The organism is Campylobacter canis (assembly GCF_045504005.1).
In the GTDB taxonomy this organism is placed as follows: Bacteria; Campylobacterota; Campylobacteria; order Campylobacterales; family Campylobacteraceae; genus Campylobacter_A; species Campylobacter_A canis.
The window spans coordinates 164,786-181,577 of the sequence record NZ_JBJJXH010000001.1 but is presented as its reverse complement, the minus strand read 5'-3'; the positions used below and the strand labels follow the sequence as shown (position 1 = coordinate 181,577).

General features: G+C 36.1%; 16 protein-coding genes and 3 pseudogenes. 11 read left to right on the top strand and 8 right to left on the bottom strand.

Annotation, left to right across the window (positions count from 1 at the left end):
* From ACHJH3_RS00900 to ACHJH3_RS00885, 4 genes are all read left to right on the top strand, one after another.
* Positions 1-1,620, top strand: coding sequence for an AlwI family type II restriction endonuclease (locus tag ACHJH3_RS00900; RefSeq protein ID WP_002953024.1), 1,620 nt, complete (start codon positions 1-3; stop codon positions 1,618-1,620).
* Positions 1,617-1,988, top strand: a complete 372-nt coding sequence (locus tag ACHJH3_RS00895; RefSeq protein ID WP_223154715.1) for a nucleotidyltransferase family protein — start codon at positions 1,617-1,619, stop codon at positions 1,986-1,988. Before ACHJH3_RS00900 ends, ACHJH3_RS00895 begins: the two co-directional genes overlap by 4 nt.
* A complete protein-coding gene (locus tag ACHJH3_RS00890) occupies positions 1,981-2,112 on the top strand; it encodes a hypothetical protein (RefSeq protein ID WP_258032803.1) in 132 nt (43 codons plus the stop codon). Before ACHJH3_RS00895 ends, ACHJH3_RS00890 begins: the two co-directional genes overlap by 8 nt.
* A gap of 421 nt (positions 2,113-2,533) precedes the next feature.
* Complete coding sequence (locus ACHJH3_RS00885; protein WP_002953022.1) at positions 2,534-2,746, top strand: MerR family transcriptional regulator; 213 nt, start codon at positions 2,534-2,536, stop codon at positions 2,744-2,746.
* A gap of 466 nt (positions 2,747-3,212) precedes the next feature.
* Here the strand turns inward: ACHJH3_RS00885 and ACHJH3_RS00880 are convergent.
* A pseudogene (locus ACHJH3_RS00880) lies at positions 3,213-3,779 on the bottom strand (methyl-accepting chemotaxis protein); the annotation flags it as partial.
* A gap of 612 nt (positions 3,780-4,391) precedes the next feature.
* Positions 4,392-5,273: pseudogene (locus ACHJH3_RS00875) on the bottom strand (cache domain-containing protein); the annotation flags it as partial.
* Between the two features lie 301 nt (positions 5,274-5,574).
* Here ACHJH3_RS00875 and ACHJH3_RS11310 point away from each other — a divergent pair.
* A pseudogene (locus tag ACHJH3_RS11310) lies at positions 5,575-6,408 on the top strand (cache domain-containing protein); the annotation flags it as partial.
* A 153-nt stretch (positions 6,409-6,561) separates the two neighbouring features.
* Entirely contained in the window at positions 6,562-7,278 is a 717-nt protein-coding gene (locus ACHJH3_RS11305) for a methyl-accepting chemotaxis protein (protein WP_455424389.1), read from the top strand.
* A gap of 123 nt (positions 7,279-7,401) precedes the next feature.
* On the opposite strand, the gene ACHJH3_RS00865 is transcribed toward ACHJH3_RS11305, so the two are convergent.
* Together ACHJH3_RS00865 and ACHJH3_RS00860 are read right to left on the bottom strand one after the other, a co-directional pair.
* On the bottom strand, positions 7,402-7,809 hold the full coding sequence (locus ACHJH3_RS00865) for a hypothetical protein (RefSeq protein WP_407063195.1): 408 nt from the start codon (positions 7,807-7,809) through the stop codon (positions 7,402-7,404).
* The gene (locus ACHJH3_RS00860; RefSeq protein ID WP_407063194.1) at positions 7,809-8,180 is read right to left on the bottom strand and encodes an L-arabinose ABC transporter; all 372 of its coding nucleotides are present in this window, start codon (positions 8,178-8,180) and stop codon (positions 7,809-7,811) included. Before ACHJH3_RS00860 ends, ACHJH3_RS00865 begins: the two co-directional genes overlap by 1 nt.
* Positions 8,181-8,264: 84 nt before the next feature.
* Between ACHJH3_RS00860 and ACHJH3_RS00855 the strand changes: the two genes are divergently transcribed.
* The 5 genes from ACHJH3_RS00855 (at position 8,265) to ACHJH3_RS00835 (ending at position 10,965) form a co-directional block, all read left to right on the top strand.
* Positions 8,265-8,777, top strand: coding sequence for an ATP/GTP-binding protein (locus ACHJH3_RS00855; protein WP_407063193.1), 513 nt, complete (start codon positions 8,265-8,267; stop codon positions 8,775-8,777).
* Positions 8,778-8,854: 77 nt separating this feature from the next.
* Positions 8,855-9,550: a dUTPase gene (gene dut / locus ACHJH3_RS00850; RefSeq protein WP_407063192.1), complete on the top strand. Its 696-nt coding sequence runs from the start codon at positions 8,855-8,857 to the stop codon at positions 9,548-9,550.
* Positions 9,547-10,278, top strand: a complete 732-nt coding sequence (locus tag ACHJH3_RS00845; RefSeq protein ID WP_407063191.1) for an EI24 domain-containing protein — start codon at positions 9,547-9,549, stop codon at positions 10,276-10,278. The genes dut and ACHJH3_RS00845 overlap by 4 nt, the downstream gene beginning before the upstream one ends.
* An 85-nt stretch (positions 10,279-10,363) precedes the next feature.
* On the top strand, positions 10,364-10,555 hold the full coding sequence (locus ACHJH3_RS00840) for a hypothetical protein (RefSeq protein WP_407063190.1): 192 nt from the start codon (positions 10,364-10,366) through the stop codon (positions 10,553-10,555).
* Positions 10,556-10,569: 14 nt separating this feature from the next.
* A complete protein-coding gene (locus tag ACHJH3_RS00835) occupies positions 10,570-10,965 on the top strand; it encodes a polyketide cyclase (RefSeq protein ID WP_407063189.1) in 396 nt (131 codons plus the stop codon).
* Between the two features lie 329 nt (positions 10,966-11,294).
* Here ACHJH3_RS00835 and ACHJH3_RS00830 read toward each other — a convergent pair whose 3' ends face one another.
* From ACHJH3_RS00830 to ACHJH3_RS00815, 4 genes are all read right to left on the bottom strand, one after another.
* Positions 11,295-11,804: a hypothetical protein gene (locus ACHJH3_RS00830; RefSeq protein ID WP_407063188.1), complete on the bottom strand. Its 510-nt coding sequence runs from the start codon at positions 11,802-11,804 to the stop codon at positions 11,295-11,297.
* 66 nt (positions 11,805-11,870) lie between these two features.
* Positions 11,871-12,275, bottom strand: coding sequence for an acyl-CoA thioesterase (locus tag ACHJH3_RS00825; RefSeq protein ID WP_254064969.1), 405 nt, complete (start codon positions 12,273-12,275; stop codon positions 11,871-11,873).
* A complete protein-coding gene (gene ciaB / locus ACHJH3_RS00820; protein ID WP_407063187.1) occupies positions 12,275-14,125 on the bottom strand; it encodes an invasion protein CiaB in 1,851 nt (616 codons plus the stop codon). The genes ACHJH3_RS00825 and ciaB overlap by 1 nt, the downstream gene beginning before the upstream one ends.
* Positions 14,126-14,232: 107 nt before the next feature.
* A complete protein-coding gene (locus ACHJH3_RS00815; RefSeq protein WP_407063186.1) occupies positions 14,233-16,680 on the bottom strand; it encodes a molybdopterin-dependent oxidoreductase in 2,448 nt (815 codons plus the stop codon).
* Positions 16,681-16,792 lie beyond the last annotated feature (112 nt).

Here is a 16,792-nt window from a genome sequence, read left to right as displayed (position 1 = left end):
ATGCCACGAAGTGCCGAAAGGAAAATCATAAGCTTTTCAACAACTATGAGAAATCCGCGCAGGATTGGTGAATTTTTAACTATAATCGCAAAATTTGAAAATGAAATTTTAGATAACCAAACAATTATGCAAATCGTAAGAGAAGTTCTGGCATATAGATTATACAGACCAAATTCAATTAACAAAAATCAAGAGCTAAAAAGGAAATTTGATAACGACGAATATATTTTTAGCGACAATGAGTTAAATCATATTTGCGAAATTTCGCCACAAAACCATAAAGAAAAAGGTTTTGAAAAAGGCTGGGAAAGTCGCTTTGATACTTGGTATAAACTGATGAGCGAATTTGGCTTTTGTTACTATGCAAAAAATGAAAGAATTTTAATTAGTGATAGTGCAAAAATGCTAATAAATGCATACTATGACAGCCAAAATGAAAAATTTAAAGATGAAATTGATGAAAATCTCGTAAATGCTGTATTTTTAAATGCTCTTAGCAAATATGAAGTCGGCAATCCATACAAGAAAAATTTAAATCACAACGCACCTTTAAGGCTCTTATTATCACTTTTAAAAACACTAAAAGAACAAGAACAAAATCCGCTTAGCACAAAAGAAATTCCAATTTTACTTTGCTGGCAAAACGATGATGGCAACGAGTTATTTAATTATATTGTGAGCTTAAGAAGCGAAATTTATGAATTGACAAATACTAAATTTGGCTATTCAGATGAATTTATATATGAAAAATGCTTAAATCTCTTAGAAAGTGACAACAGGACAAGATTTAAAATAAATCAAATCACGAGCGAAGCAGTAGATGAGTATATCCGCAAAATGCGCATTACTGGGCTTATTTCGCTTCGTGGAAATGGTAGATTTATTGATATTAATAGCAACGAAATTAAAAAAGCCGAATATATTTTAAGCTTAACAACTCTATTTAACGGCGACTATTTAGATGACGGTAATGCAAATAAACTTGCATTTTATAACTATATGGCAAGTATTGATAATAATTTAATCACTACAGAATCAGCCGTCATAAGTGATGATGTTAAAACGACAAAACTAAGAGAATTTGCCTCATCATATGAAATTGATTTTATCAAAAACGAGCTGCTTATAACTTGCGATAAAAGAAAAGCTTCGACTGATGAACTCTTAAGGCTAATTGACAAGCCACTTAGATTAGAGTTTTTAACAGCCATATATTTAACAAAAAGCTTTGATAATATAAGCATCATTCCAAATTATAAAAGCGATGACGAAGGACTTCCAGTATTTACGGCAAGCGGTGGCAAAGCAGATATTGTAGCATTTGACGACAAAGCAGAAAGCTATGTGGAAGTAAGTCTAATAAGAGATAGAAGTCAAAGCACAAATGAAATGATACCGATCGAGAGACATTTAATAGAAAATATCTCAAATAGCGATAATGACAAGGAAAAATTTAGTATTTTTATAGCACCGATTATCCACGATGATGCAAAAAGATATGCAAAATTTGCCAAATTCAGTAACAAAATAAATATTTCATATTATGCCATTAATGATTTTATCGTAAAAGTTGAAAGCAGTAGCAAATTATCAAATTTAAACGATGAGAGCTTATTGTGAGAAGTTGCACTGACAATATCTACGGCAATAATCCACTGGTGCGTAAACCAACTTTAACCAAAGAAGCCATACTCGCATATTTGAGCGAAATAAAGCCAAGTCTTGAAAGAGACGGCATCCTAAAAATAGGACTTTTTGGAAGCTATGCCAAGGGTTATGCGGACGAAAACTCTGATATAGATATAGTCATATTAGCCGATAAAAAGAGCTTTTTGGATAGATTGCACGCATTTAAGGCACTTGAATATCTAGATGATTTAAAAAAGCAAATCGCTAACAAATTTCAAAAACCTGTTGATATTTGTGACTTTTACTCTGAGCAAAAAATACAAGAGAGCAAGATAGTAAAAGGGGCGATATATGTCTAGCAAAGAACCCATGCCAAATTTAGATGAAGCAAAACCACGCTTGAGTCTAAAAAGCCGAGTATCTACGCAAAGTGGTAACATCGGCGTTCAAATTTATCAACAGTCAAGCTTGGGCATTTTTTAAAAAACTTAAATTATGCTTTTTTTATCTTGTTTTAATGCATTTCTTTATGTTTTGTTTCAAAATATTTATAATTCAATATTTTATTTATCTATACCTTACTTATTTTTAAACATAATCAGGAAAACCATCCATAACCATATCCTTAAAGATAGCCAAAATATTATCTTATTTTTTAGTAATTTTTGGCGATTTTACTATTTAAATTTTTATACTTTTTTAGCGAAAATATATCTTATGTTTTTAGAAATTTATTATTTTTAAAGCAAAATCAACACCCACCATTTGCGGATTCTACCCCCCCCCCTTTTTTTTTGCCACTCAGCGTAGTGTTAAAATTTTATATACCTTTTTTCTAAGATGTGTTTAGGCTTGCTTTGAGTATCGTTACGCAACCAAAACAAATAAACCAAAAGGAGCAAAAATGAAAATAATCCAAAACGATGATTTGATGAGCATAGAGCAGTTAGAGTTAGAATTTGGCATATCAAAACACATGCAAGCAAGACTAAGAATGAAAATAAATCAAGGCAAGCCAGACTCCATCCCCTATATCAAGGTCAAAAGGGTAATACTATACAGCAGAAAAGCCATAAACGAGTGGCTTAAAAAATTTGCTGTAAATCCGCTAGTATAAGCAAAGCTCAAGCTAAAAAATAAGAAAAACTAAGCTTGATTTTTATACAATTGCAATTCAAGTCTTTTCAAGCAAATACAAAAGCTTTAAAAGCCCATAAAAAAAGGTATTTTAAGCGGAGTATTAAGGAAGTTATTTTTATTTAGAGAAGTTTGCTAAATTTTGGCAAATTTACTAAGAAAAAGTAAATACAGCAGTGTTTAAAGCAGTATTGAAAGCTTAAACTTTTAAATACCGACAAAATGGCAGTTCCAAGGATTAAATCTAGTTAGCCTCTAACCACCATTTTCTTTTTAATCCTTTTATCTTTACACTTCAAAGCTTAAAAATTTAGTCATATACTCTTTTAAATATGGTTTGTATATTTAAACAATTTTTTCTAATTACGGTTATCTTATTTGAAATAATTTATGCAGTTAAATTTACCTTGCCCATAAATTTAGGCAAGGCAAATTAAAGATAGTAGTTAAAATTTATTTTTCTTTACATCGGCAAGGATGTGTTTAGACATATTTTCAACTTCGATAGTGATAGAGTTTGTGTTGTTCACTATCTCGACATTTTGTTTTGTCAAGTTATCCACATTTACAACGGCTTCGTTTATCTGATTTATAGCATCGGTTTGCTCTTTGATGCTCTCACTCATCTCGTTTATGCCTTGAGCTAAGACATTTGTATTTGCCTCTATCTCACCAAGACTTTTTTGAGTTCGCTCGGCTAGCTTTCTAACCTCGTCCGCAACAACCGCAAAGCCTCTTCCGTGCTCTCCTGCTCTGGCTGCTTCTATGGCTGCATTTAATGCTAACAAATTAGTTTGATCGGCGATGTCGCGGATGATAACGATGATATTTTTTATATCTTCGCTTTGTCTTATTACATCTTGAGTCTTTTGAGATATTGCAGACATTGACGAGCTCATCTGCTCTACGGCAGCCGCACTTTCTTGCAAGCTATTTGCCTGAGATCTTGCACTTTTATTTAGGGTATCAACATACTCTTTAAGAGTATTTGATTTTTGCTGCAATAGATCAGATTGATTAAGACTAGAGCTAAGCATTTTTGAAATTTCGTCTCCAAGATGGTTTATTTTATCTATCATCTCTTTTGTATCGCCGACCAGCTCGCTGCTATCTAACCTTTTTGTAAAGTCGTTAGTGCTATATGTATTAAGGGTATCTACTATGCGGTTTATATTTCTAGCAAGTCCTTCCAGCATAGCATTAAGAAGCGATTTCAGCTCGTCTAGTTTTGGATCGTTTGCATTGGCTTTGATAAGCCCTCCCAAAAGTCCGCTCTTAACTTCTTTAACAATCTTAGAAACATCCTCGGTAAAGACCGCATCTTGCCTAATTCCCGCTTCAATGGTTTTAATATTATCATTAATCATATCGGACATAGCACCAAATTCATCTTTGGATTTTATGCCTATCGTCTCAACCTTGTCTGTTTTATGGTTGATAAATTTGAAAAATTCTTCAAGACCTTTTTCGATGACACTAAGCGGTTTTAGCTGATTTTTTGTATAAAACCAGATAAGAACTAAACATACCACAATGATCGGAAACACGATAGATAGTATAGATACCATTATATCAGTCGCCAATGCGGTGATATTTTCCTGTGGTGTTACAAGACCAAGCGTCCAGCCTGTTTCTTGCATTTTTAAAAGCGTTATATTGCTTTTATTTTTTAGTATCTCGTCATTATTAACCGAGACATTTGCAATATCTTGCAAATTTAACACATGCGGTTTTATCTGCTCTAAAAATTTAAATTTGCTAGCTAGCGTATCAAAATTTATCAGCTCTTTATCTGCTAAATTTGGAAAATACAAGACATTATTGTCGCTATCAAGCATAAAAAGATAGGCTATTTTAGACTCGGTTCCGCTTGTTAAATACCCCTGCTTAGCTAAAAAATCCTCTATTCCGACCAATGAGTAATCAACAGTAACCACACCCTCAAAATTTGAATTTTTAAAATACGCAACACTACAAGTTACCATATTTACTTTTGAGACAGGGTCTTGATAAGCGCTTGACCATGTGCATTTGTTTTGCCTAACGTTTACCACATCCTTATACCAGTCATCGTTATGATAATCCGGAGTCTGATCGCTATTATAGCCCTCGTCATAATCAAGCTTATTTCCGTTTCTAACCCAGAAAAAGCTTCGTTTTTTCTCGCTAGGGCTAAATTTATACGGCTCAGGCCAGATACCTCCTCCGGCTATAGCAACGTTTCCGTCGTTGTTTATGACATTTTCCCCAACCGGTTTAAACATATCTATCTCATTAGGTAGTTTTTCGACAACTTTTGCAAGATTTGTCGTCACCCCTTCGATATTTTTCAAAGATAGAGCGATATCGCCGATTGTCGAGCGACCTATCTCGTTTATAAGATTTAAACTCTCTTTTTGCACCTTCGGAACAGCGACAAGCTGTATGATAAGCACGATACTAACGGCAATTGCTATTAAAGTAGTAGCAATTGCTACGCTTAGTTTATTAAATACACTAAATTTCATAAATACCCTTTTATAACAAATATCAAATTTTACGTGATTCGTAATTATAGCAGATAAATAAAAAAAGAGTTAGGCTGTTGCTATTATATTATTTTTACCATCTTTTATCGTATTATTCTTAAACCCTAAAATAAGGGTTATCTTTATTTCATACTGTATATTTTTTAAAATTTATTTTAAATTTATATTTAATTTTTAAAAATTATTTTTAAATCAAATTTAGTAAAAATTTACAGTTACTTAAGAAATAAAGAGTTAGAATTAACTTAATATTTAATATTCATTATTAAAAGGAAATTTCATGAAAATTTCAACAAAAGTAATGATGCTATTTGTTGTATCAATGGCTGTTATTAGCACGGTTTTGTCGGTGTTAAATGCTAAATTTTCATCAGATTTGACATCGTTTTTTACTCAAAAATCATATAACGACATGATGCAGGCTAAGAGAGATTGGCTAAAAGATACGGTTCATACAATAAATAAAATTATGCATGAAATTTATAACGACGGCAAACAAAAAAACTTAAGCGATAGCGAGATAAAAGCCGAAATAATTAAAACCGTCGATCGCATTAGATTTCTTGAAAATAAAACAGGATATATATTTTTATACGAACAAGACGGAACCGTCGTCATAGTGCCCGGAGCTCCTTCGCTGAGCGGTAAAAACCTCACGCAAAACAAAGATAGTAATGGTGTATTTTACGTTCAAGAACTTTTAAACAACGCCAAAAAGGGAGGCGATTTCGTTGGGTATTTCTTTCCTAAAAAAGAGGGGGAGCCACCGCTTGAAAAGCTGGCTTACTCAATGGTTTTTGCGCCATATAACTGGATGATGGGAAGCGGAATTTACGTAGATGACCTTCAAGAAGAGGTAGAAAAAACAAGAAGCGTCTTAAACGATACGAATTCAAAAAATAGCCTTGCTTTTATAGGGGTTTGTGCGATATTTACGGCGGTATTTATCTTGCTAGTTCTTGGTGTATTAAACAAAATCATAATCAAGCCAATGAGGAATATCTCTGAAATTTTGCATAAAATGTCAAGCGAAATCAAATCAGGCAGAGGAGATCTCACGACAAAATTGCAGACAAAAGGACGTGATGAGATAGCTCAAATTTCAATATCCATAAATGATCTTACGAGCGAATTTAGAGCCGTTATAGAAAAAGCCAAAGAGCTATCAAACGAAAATTCATCCATAGCCCAAGAGCTATCTTCTACATCGATTGAGACAGGCAAAAGAGTTGATAATTCAACCCAGATTATAAACGAAACTACAAAAATGGCTAAAGACATAGGCGCAGAGATCAAAGACTCTCTTGAAGAGGCGAAAACAAGCAGGCAAAATTTAGAAAAAACCGCATCTTATATCAGCGAGGTTGCAAGCTCGGTACTAGAGCTTAGCCACCATATAAATATCAATGCTCAAACCGAGATTGAGATGTCTCAGGGCATGCAAACTCTCTCAAAAGATACAGAAAACGTAAGAGAAATCCTAAATGTCATTAACGATATCGCCGATCAGACAAATTTACTCGCACTAAATGCCGCTATAGAAGCAGCCAGAGCTGGAGAGCACGGGCGAGGCTTTGCCGTAGTTGCAGATGAGGTTAGAAAGCTAGCCGAGCGAACTCAAAAGAGTCTAACGGAGATAAACGCTACCATAAATGTCATAGTTCAGGGCATATCGGATTCAAGCGAGCATATCAGCGAAAATGCCGACAAAGCTCAAAATTTGATAAAAATTTCAAGCGGAATAGAAGAAAAGATATCGCACATGAACGAACTTATGAGCGATACAATGTCGCTTAGCAAAGTAGCTACGCAACACTACATAAAGACCGCGGGCGGACTTGAAGCGATGGTAAAAAGCATAACAAACATAGACTTAATCTCATCCCAAAACGCAAAAAGCGTAGAAGAGATAGCATCATCGGCGGCTCATCTGAATAAAATGACGGAAAATCTAAATCAAAATTTAAGCAGATTTCGCACTTAAGAAACTTAAATTTGCTAGATAAACTCTAGCAAATTTAGTCTTTATCTAGGCAAAATTTAAGATCAAATTTATAGCTTTAAATTCTAAAATCAAAAAGCAGAAATTTAAGCCATCAAGCTACTACTACACCCTACTCCACTCTATCTTCTTGCCAAAGCCAAGTGCGTTGTTAGTAAATTTTATCCAGTTTAAATTTATAGCGTAAATTTGCGGATTCATAGCAAGAGCATAAAGAAATCGCTTAAAATAAATCTTACGCTCATCTTCGCTTGCTTTACTCATCGTGCCCTTAAATTGCACGCCTTTTATATTGCCCACTATCTTCGTATCAAGTGCAATGGTGCCTGCAACCTCACTTGAAATTTCAAGCGCTTTAATGTGAGTCGTTTTATCATCTCCGGCTACGATAAGGCTAAAATTCTCTCTATCAAAGGCATAAAAACAGCTTGCCGCGTAAGGTTTAGCTTCACTTATCACCGCAAGGCTAAGCAGGTGCATCTTGCTTATAAATTTTAAAATTCTCTCATCCATTAGCTTAAAAATCCCGCAAAAAATGCCGAAACTTGAGTGAAATTTAGCGTTATGTAAGATACGATCAATATCCAAAAAGCAAGCAAAACAAGCTCGATTTTTAAGAAATTTCCATCAAATTTTTTAAATGCTAAAGTTGCAGCAAGTCCGCCTAAAACGCCGCCGATTAACGAAAAATAGTGAATCGCGGAAGGCTTTACAAATTTAGGCAAAAGATCTTTAAAAAATAGCGCAAACATAACAAATGCAAGCGAATTTGCAAGCAGCAGATAATAAGCGATAACCGGGATTTGCGGATAGAATTTATGCAGGATAAAACTCAGACAAGTTATCGCAATAAGCGCAAAAACTCTCGCTCCAAAGCAGCACATCTTAAGCCTTTTTGTTTAATTTTACAAAATTTGGTATTAAGTTTGGTTGAGATTTGACGATTTAAAAAACAAAAAAGGATTTTTATGCAGATTAATTCAAGTTACGCAAATTTCAACAACTTTGACTTCAGCTTCAAGACAAGCAGCGGAGATCAGATCAAATTTTCAATGTACGACAATAAAAGCGTTGAATACGAAAGCTCTCGCTCCTCAAACGCTCAAAGCCGATCTTTGACACTAACGCACGAGTATGGATATAGCTTTTCTTATGTCGGAAACGGGCTTGATGAAAATGATAAAAAAGAGCTAGCTAAAGCGCTTGAAAGTATCGCTCCTAAAATAGACGAGTTTATGAAAAACGTAAAAGCCGGCGAAACTCCTGCATTTACCAAACTCACAAACCTTGCAAACAGCCTTAAAAAAGAGCTTCCTACCATCAAAGATATAAATCACAAAAATTTCGTCAGCGAAGGCACTCTAAGGCTATTTGACGAACTGCTAAAGCAAAACAAGGCTGACTTAAACCTGCTTGAAACTTCCAAAAAGCTGTTTGATAATTTAATCGAGCAACTTGACAGCTTCAAACTCTACGTTTAGTCTAAATTTAGCGTTTGCAATGTAGCTGTTATTAAATTTTCGTTATAATCTCGCAATTTGAAAATAAGGAAATTTTTATGAATGCGCAAGAGATGATAACTCAAATGCTAAATTTACAGCAAATTTTAAACGACGAAACCAACGGCATAGGCTGGGAAGAAGGCATAAATAAAAACGGCAAGCTTATAAACTGGAGACGCTGCATATATATGGAGTGCGCCGAGCTCATAGACAGCTTTGCATGGAAGCACTGGAAAGACATAAACGCGCCTACGAACAAAGAAAATTTACGCGTTGAAGTTGTTGATATCTGGCACTTTTTGATGAGCCTTATGCTTGAACAATACAAGATAAAAAATTTAGGAGATATAACTAAGCTAAGCGAAGATATCTGCGCCTCAAGCGGATTTAACGAATTTTGCAAAGACGCTTACAATATCGAAGACGAGAGCATTTATGAAGTGATGAACGACATAGAGATGCTCATACACAAATCAAGCGGATTTGAATTTCAGCTGTTTGACCTGCTTAAAGTGTATTTTGCGATGAGCCTAAAATGCGGCGTAAATTTACACTCGCTATATGAATGCTACATCGGCAAAAACGTGCTCAATCGCTTCCGCCAAAACAACGGCTATAAAGACGGCTCATATAAAAAAGTCTGGAACGGCAAGGAAGATAATGTCGTCATGAGCGAAGTTTTAAAGCTAAATTTAAACGGCATAGACGAGATATATGAAGCCCTTGAAACAGAGTATAAAAAAGTAAAATGATAAAGAATTTTAACCTCGCCGTTAAGGACTTCTTAACGGCTAAATTTCTTATCCTTTCGACCCTGCCGCTTGTGCTTAGCATTATTATTTTAGGTGCGCTCATGATATTTGGCGGCAAGGAAATTTACACAGCCTTAAGCATGGGTGCCGCAAGCGGGGATTTTAGCTTTTTAGACGAAAGTGCTCATCCTTATATCACCACGATTTTATCATACGGCGTTACGAAGTGGATAGTTTCTGCCCTCTTTTATCTAACGGGTACATTTTTCGTGCTTATACTTTCGGTTTTTATAGCGCTCATCGTGGCAGGGTTTTTAACTCCGGTAGTAACTGACGAGATAAACAAAAGACACTACAAACTGCCCAAATTTGAAACCATATCGCTAGCTAGATCATTAAAGCTTATGGCGATCGTGATAGGCAAATTTAGCCTTCTTTTTCTCATAAGCCTCCCGCTTTTATTTGTGCCGGTCTTAAATTTATTCATCATAAACGTGCCGTTTTTTTATCTTTACTATTCGCTTTTATTTATCGATATCGGCTCAAATACGCTTAGCAAAAACCGCTTTGAGATAGCTCTGCTTGACATGGGTGGATATGAGTATAAATTTACCGCTCTTATATTTTATCTGCTTTGTTTGATACCGCTTGTCGGACTGTTTTTGCAAATTTTCTTTGTGATTTACTTTTCGCACTTTTTCTTTCAAAAAGAGCAAATTCATCTTTAAATTTGCTACAATTTGCATTGACTTAAGTCATCTTGGCTTTTTAAATTTCAAGTTAAAATAAGCAAAATTTCAAAAAGGATTTATAATGAAAATAAACGGAATGTATGTGTGTAACGTCTGCGGAATAACCAGCGAAGAAAACTCAAACGCCGTATTTATCCATGCCCACAAAAACGGTCAAGAGGTTGAAATTTGCACGAGTTGCATTCCAAGCGTAGTGCATGGCTCAGGAGTAGTCGTTAAGTCAAACGAAGAGTTGCTTGACGATATGGACTAATCTCAGGATGGAAGATGGCAACTTGCACTACCACCTCAAAGATAAACTGCGATATCAAAAGAGTTTGGCAAGTTGTTACTTCTTTTAAAGAGTGTGCGTGGCGCAGCGATCTAAAAGAGACTAAAATTTTAGATGAAACTCACTTTGTAGAAATTTCAAAAAACTCTCGCCAAACAAATTTTAAAATCACTCTTTCTAAGCCTCACGAAAGGCTTGAGCTTAAGATAGAAAATGAGAGTATAAAGGGAACTTGGATCGGAATTTTCAAAGAAGAAAACTCGCAAACCATCTTAAATTTCACAGAAAACATAAAACCTAAAAATATTTTTCTAACACCGATTTTATATTTTTATCTAAAAAGACAGCAAAATTTGTATATTTCAGACTTAAAAAGAGCTCTAAACTGCTAAAGTTTGGCTCTTTAACTTTAAAGCGGATAAGTTAAGCAACAACTTCGCTTTACGCTCTCAACGAAGCTTACATCAAGAGCAGTATCGTAAAGCTGGCTTAAATTTTCGCTTTTTATTATCTCGCTTACACTCCCGCACTAGACTTCTCTGCCGCTTTTTACAACCAGTGAGAGCCGAACTAATCAAACACTATCAGTTTAGATCAGCGGTAGATATTTTCAAAGCACAAATTACAATTTAATACTTTATACAGATAAATTTGTAAATTTATATCTAAAATAAAAAAACCAAAATATGGGAAACAAAAAAGTAAAGAAAATTGTTCCGACTTAAAGACTCACAAAAAAACTAGCAAGATAACTTAAGCAAAACAAAATAGCATAAATCACAGGATAGGCAAAGCCAAATTTCTTTTTAAGATAGATACTTGAGATGATTAAATATATCCACAAAAAAGCTTGCAGTGCAAAACAAAACAATACTAGCAAATCTTTTTTATCTGTCTCGCTAGAGTTTGCAAATAGATAGATAAAAAATACTACAAATGAAGTTAATATAGCAAATAACACTCCAGTTGCATTTGTGCGAATTTGAGTTTGTTTAAGTAAAATTAAATAAATACAAAAAGCTATAAAAGCAAGATCAAAAGTAAAGTCCGAAAATCCCCAAGCAAAATTCCATCCTAAGCTTTCTAATCTAGACATATTTTCCGGAGTAATAATTGCCATGTAGATTAAAATACAATAAAGCGCTTTAAGCCCTACAAACGAAAGCGTCATAGCAAGAGGACTTAAAAGCAACTTTTCGCGTAAAAAATGCTCTAAATTTGTAAATTTCATTTTTTGTCTTTAAGATTATAAAAGCCTGATAAAACGGCGATACTAATTAAATCTACAATAGCTAAATTAAAACCCGTGCAGCCTCTTTAACTCTTCATCAATCGGCTTTTTAACTCCGTCTTTCGTCACACTTACGTAGGTTGCGATCGCGCTTGTTACGTGTATACACTCACGGAAACCGTCTTTATTTAGTCTTTGAGCCGTTACTTCTATCTGCGTTTTTATCGATGTTTTGCCCACTGCAAGAATTTTAGCGTAGCAGCTAACCACATCACCGATAAAAACAGGCTCTTTAAAAATAACCTCTTGCATAGATATCGTCACAACTCTCTCAGGCGCTACCTCACGAGCAGCCGTAGCTCCCGCAAGGTCGATTTGACTCATTATCCAACCGCCAAATATATTGCCCGCAGAGTTTGTATCCTTTGGTAGCGCAACTACTTTTATGCGCGGTTCTCCCATAGCCTCTATCACACACTCTCCTTTTTGTATATTTCATTCGCTCTTTCTTGCCATCTTTCCCACTCGCCGCTATTATCGATCTCATTGCCGATTTTTTGGTACAAGTCAAAGTAAAATTTGACAAATTCTCTTACATTTTCATCTTTTGGCAGATAGCTTTGTCCGTCAGGTTCGCAAAATTTAGCCAAAAACTCGCCCGCTTCAGCCTTTTTAACATAATGAGTGGCTAAATCCTCATAATTTTTCATACAAATTTCTTTGAATTTCTCGTAGCTTTGCAAGCTAAAATTCACGCTTAATTTCTCATCTTTAAAACCAAGCACACCCGCTTTAAAAAGCAAGCTAAGATGGATAAGCCCTTCGCAATAATACGCTCTAACCTCATCAACCTCACGCCAAGCTATAAGCCCCACGCAGCGCGCTATAAGCTCATGGAATACGGGCAGCTTATACTTTTCTTCTTCGTGCAAAAAGAAATTCACAAGCCCGCCGGTTGTTGCCTTATACTCTTCTATAAATTTAAACACGCCACCAGTATTCATCTCTTTTTCGCTATCTTCGCTAACAAAAAGCACGTGTCCGAATTCATGTCCGATCGTTGAAATTTCATAAACTCTTCTCCAAACTTCAGGCTTGGTAAACAAAATTTCTCTTCCGAAATTTAAAAAATCTTTATCAAAAATTTCGCTTGAAAGCCTCATGAACGGTCTTGCTTTAGCGCTTTCATAGACGTGATTTACAAAAGCAAAAATTTTCTTACCGCATTTTTTGCTTACGAATTCGTCATTTGGAACGACTTGTGCCGAAAATAGTCCGTTAAGCTCGGCACCGTAATAAATCATAGGATTTGAGATGTAAAGCTGAGTTTTATTTATGTTTGAAAGCACCAATTCATGCATTTTCAGGCTATTAGCAACTACTTGTTTGTAAATTTTTTCAAAGCTATCTTTTATATCTTGCTTAAATTTATCCTCGTTAAATTCACTTACTTCAGCAAGCCTGATATCCCATTCAAGCGCGACTGCATGGGTATAAGCATCCTCATAGTATTCAAGCGGATGTCCGACTTGAAGAGGCGAGCGCACATCCATCCATGCTATTTCCGCCTCTTGCCATACAGAGATTACTTTGGAATTTTCCCTTTGGCAAAACGCCTCTTTAAGCTTTATAAAATAGTTTATATAAGCGCTTTGCTCCTCGTTGGTAGCTATTTTTTTAAGAGCGGCGATCATCTCGTCAAATTTGCTCTCAAGCCTATTAATGTCACTTTCAAACACTGCCGCATAAGGCTTAAACTCAAATTTTTCGCCGTTTTTAACGACTACACCGTAAGTCCTATCGCAAACCTCGCCGTTGGTATCAAGCTGAAAAAGCCCGTTTTGAGAGATAAAGTCACGCGCCTCGTTCATATCCTTAAATTTAGCCTCAAATTCTTTATTTATCCCGTCTATTATATGAGCTTGCCACGACTTTTGCATATCGTTTATCACTACTCCGACGTTATGTACGCCATTAATAAGCTCAAGATAAAACTCGTCTAAAATTTGCTCTTCTTTTATCTTTTTTATAAGTTCAGTATGCAAATTTTCATGAATTTCTCTTGTATAGTCATACATCTTTTTGCGAATTTCAAGGATCTCTTCTTCATTTCGTCCAAGCTTTTTAAGCTCATTTATCAAAGGATCAACCTTAAGATCTACAATTCGTCTTAAGATAGCTGTTTTTTCACTCTGGCTTCCTTGAAATTTAGCTATCTCAAGCCCTCTTTTTACAAGCTCGTTATCATAGTCTTTATAAAGGGAATTTAGCTTGCTTTTAAGCTCTTTGTTTAACTCGTTTAATCTTTTAAAATCATTCATACATTTCCTTTTAAAAGGCTAATTTTATCACATAAGTGTTAAATGAAAATAATATAACAAGATAATATAATAAGAAATTTTAGCCCGAAAAATTCGGGCTAAAATCGTTAAAGAGATTGAAGTATGACAGGTTTTGAAAACGCCTTAATAGGCTTAATCTCACCTTTAAATTTCTCAATTTGCGCCAAAGTCGTGTGAGCGGTGTTGCTTTGAGCAAGCTTACTTGTACCTTTGTCTATAGTTAAGACGTTTACGCAACCGTGTTGGCAAAGGCTCTTTTCTCCCCAAACCTCAGGATCATACCAAGCGCCTTCGCATATAGCCGCTACTTTTTCTTGAACAAGATCAGTTACCAGCACGCCGGCTAAAATTTCGCCGCGATCGTTAAATACTCTTACTATATCGCCGGTGGCAAGTCCGCGATCTTTAGCATCTTTTGGATTCATCAAGATAGGCTCTCTACCGCTAACTTCGGCAAAGCTTCTGATGATAGAGTTGTTTAGCTGAGAGTGTAAGCGATATCTTGAGTGAGGGCTTACGATGTGAATCGGATACTTAGCCGTCTTTTTTGCATCCCCCAACCATTCGATAGGCTCGATCCAAGTAACGTGACCAGGGCAGTCTGCATAGCCGAATTTCGCTATCGTAGGCGAGTAAATTTCTATCTTACCCGATGGCGTTCCAAGGCGATTTTTAGTAGGATTTTCTCTAAAAGCTTCAAGTCTGGTGTAAAGCTCGGTCTCTTTTTTATCTTGCTCAAATCTCACAAAGCCTTTTTCCCAAAATTCTTCAAATTTAGGCATAGATATATTAAGCCCCTTTGCTTGCGCCATAGCGTCTTCATATAGCTCTTTTGCCCATCCTAGCTCATCTTTGCCTTCTGTAAACACCTCTGCCATGCCCCAGCGTTTGCAAATTTGCTCACAAATCCAAAAGTCGCTCTTGCTCTCGCCCATCGGCTCTACAAGCGGTCTATACGCTACGATATATTCGCCGTTTGGAGCGGTTTGGTTGATATCGTTTCTCTCAACTTCAATAGCCACAGGAAATACTATATCGGATAGTTTTGCAGTGCTGGTCCAATAAGGCTCTGCAGTGATAACGGTCTCAAACTTCTTCCATTGTTTAACGATATTATTTACATCTTGATGGCGTGTAAACATAGAGCCTGACGCGTTAAAGGCCACTCTCATGTGCGGAAGCTTGATCTTTTTGCCGTTATAGTCAATCTCCTTGCCCGGATGCTCAAGAGCCTCGATAGAGCGTGATGAAGGAATGGTTACGTTTTTAAATTTCTTCCAAGGAGCGTCAGGAGTTTCGTATTTTTCACTAATTCTTGTGCTTAGTCCTTTTAAGATAGGAGCTATCTTATCGCCTGCGCCTGCTGAGTTATAACCAAGGCTAAACTCAAAGCCAAGTCCTTGTTTGCCCACATGTCCAAGCATCGCACTAAGAGTTACTAAAGCCCAGAAAATTTGCTCGCCGTGATCTGCTCTTTGAAGTGCGCGACCTATTACGATAGTGCTTGGCTCTTTTGCCAGTTTTTCTGCAAATTTAGCGATATATTCGGGCTTAACGCCACAAATTTTACTCGCCCAATTTACATCTTTTATCACCTTATCTTCAGTTCCTAGGAAATAATCTTTAAATTTGTTAAAGCCTACGGTGTAAGTTTTGATAAATTCCTCATCATAAAGCTTATTTTCATATAGATAGTGGCACATTCCGATTATCATTGCGGTATCGGTATTTGGCTTAACGATGACGTTTTCAGAGCCAAGATATCTTGAAGTGTCGTTAATCATGACGTTTACGCTATAGGTTTTAATGCCTGATTTTTTAAGATCCATAACTCCAAGATAGTTATCGTGCGTCGGAGGAACGGAGGCGATTTGGTTTGTAACTATGGGATCAGTACCCCAAAATACTACGTTTTTAGCGTTTTTAACGATAGCTTTCCACTTAGTAGGCGTGTCATAAACCGCACTTCCGCCAACAACGTGAGGCATGATGACAAGCCCTGCACCCGTTGAATAATCCCCGCTTTCTTCAACATATCCGCCAAGAATTTTTAGCATTCTATGCACTACGGTTCTACCCCAGCTCACTTTACCGCTACCACCCCACCAGTAGCACTCGCCGTAAATACTCTCAGGACCGTATTTGTCGAAATTTTCTTTTAACGCTTTTGCCGCTAGATCAAGCGCAACGTCCCAGCTAACGCGCACGAACTCATCCTTGCCTCTTAGTTCGCTTTTTGAAGGACCTTTGGCTTTTAGATAGCTTTTTCTAACCATCGGGTAAAGCACTCTGTTTTCGTTTTGTATAACGTCAGGAAGCGAGTAGTTCATGGTATTTGGGAACTTATCGCCCTCGAATTTGTCCACGGAAACAATTTGTCCCGAATTGATGTTCGCCCAAAACGTACCGAATCTATTTGCGCCAAACAGCTTTTTGTTATCAAAAATCGTTTGCGTTACGCCTTCGATCCTGCTTGCGCTTAGCGTACTAGCGCCCAAAACGGCTGAAGTCTTTATAAAGTCTCGTCTCTTCACCTTTTCTCCTTTATTAAAATTGATTAGCTTTTTCAAGTAAAGAACAGTATAAAATTTGATTTTTGTGGTTGCAAACTTTATATTTTTCTATTTTTAAAAATTTATTTAAAAA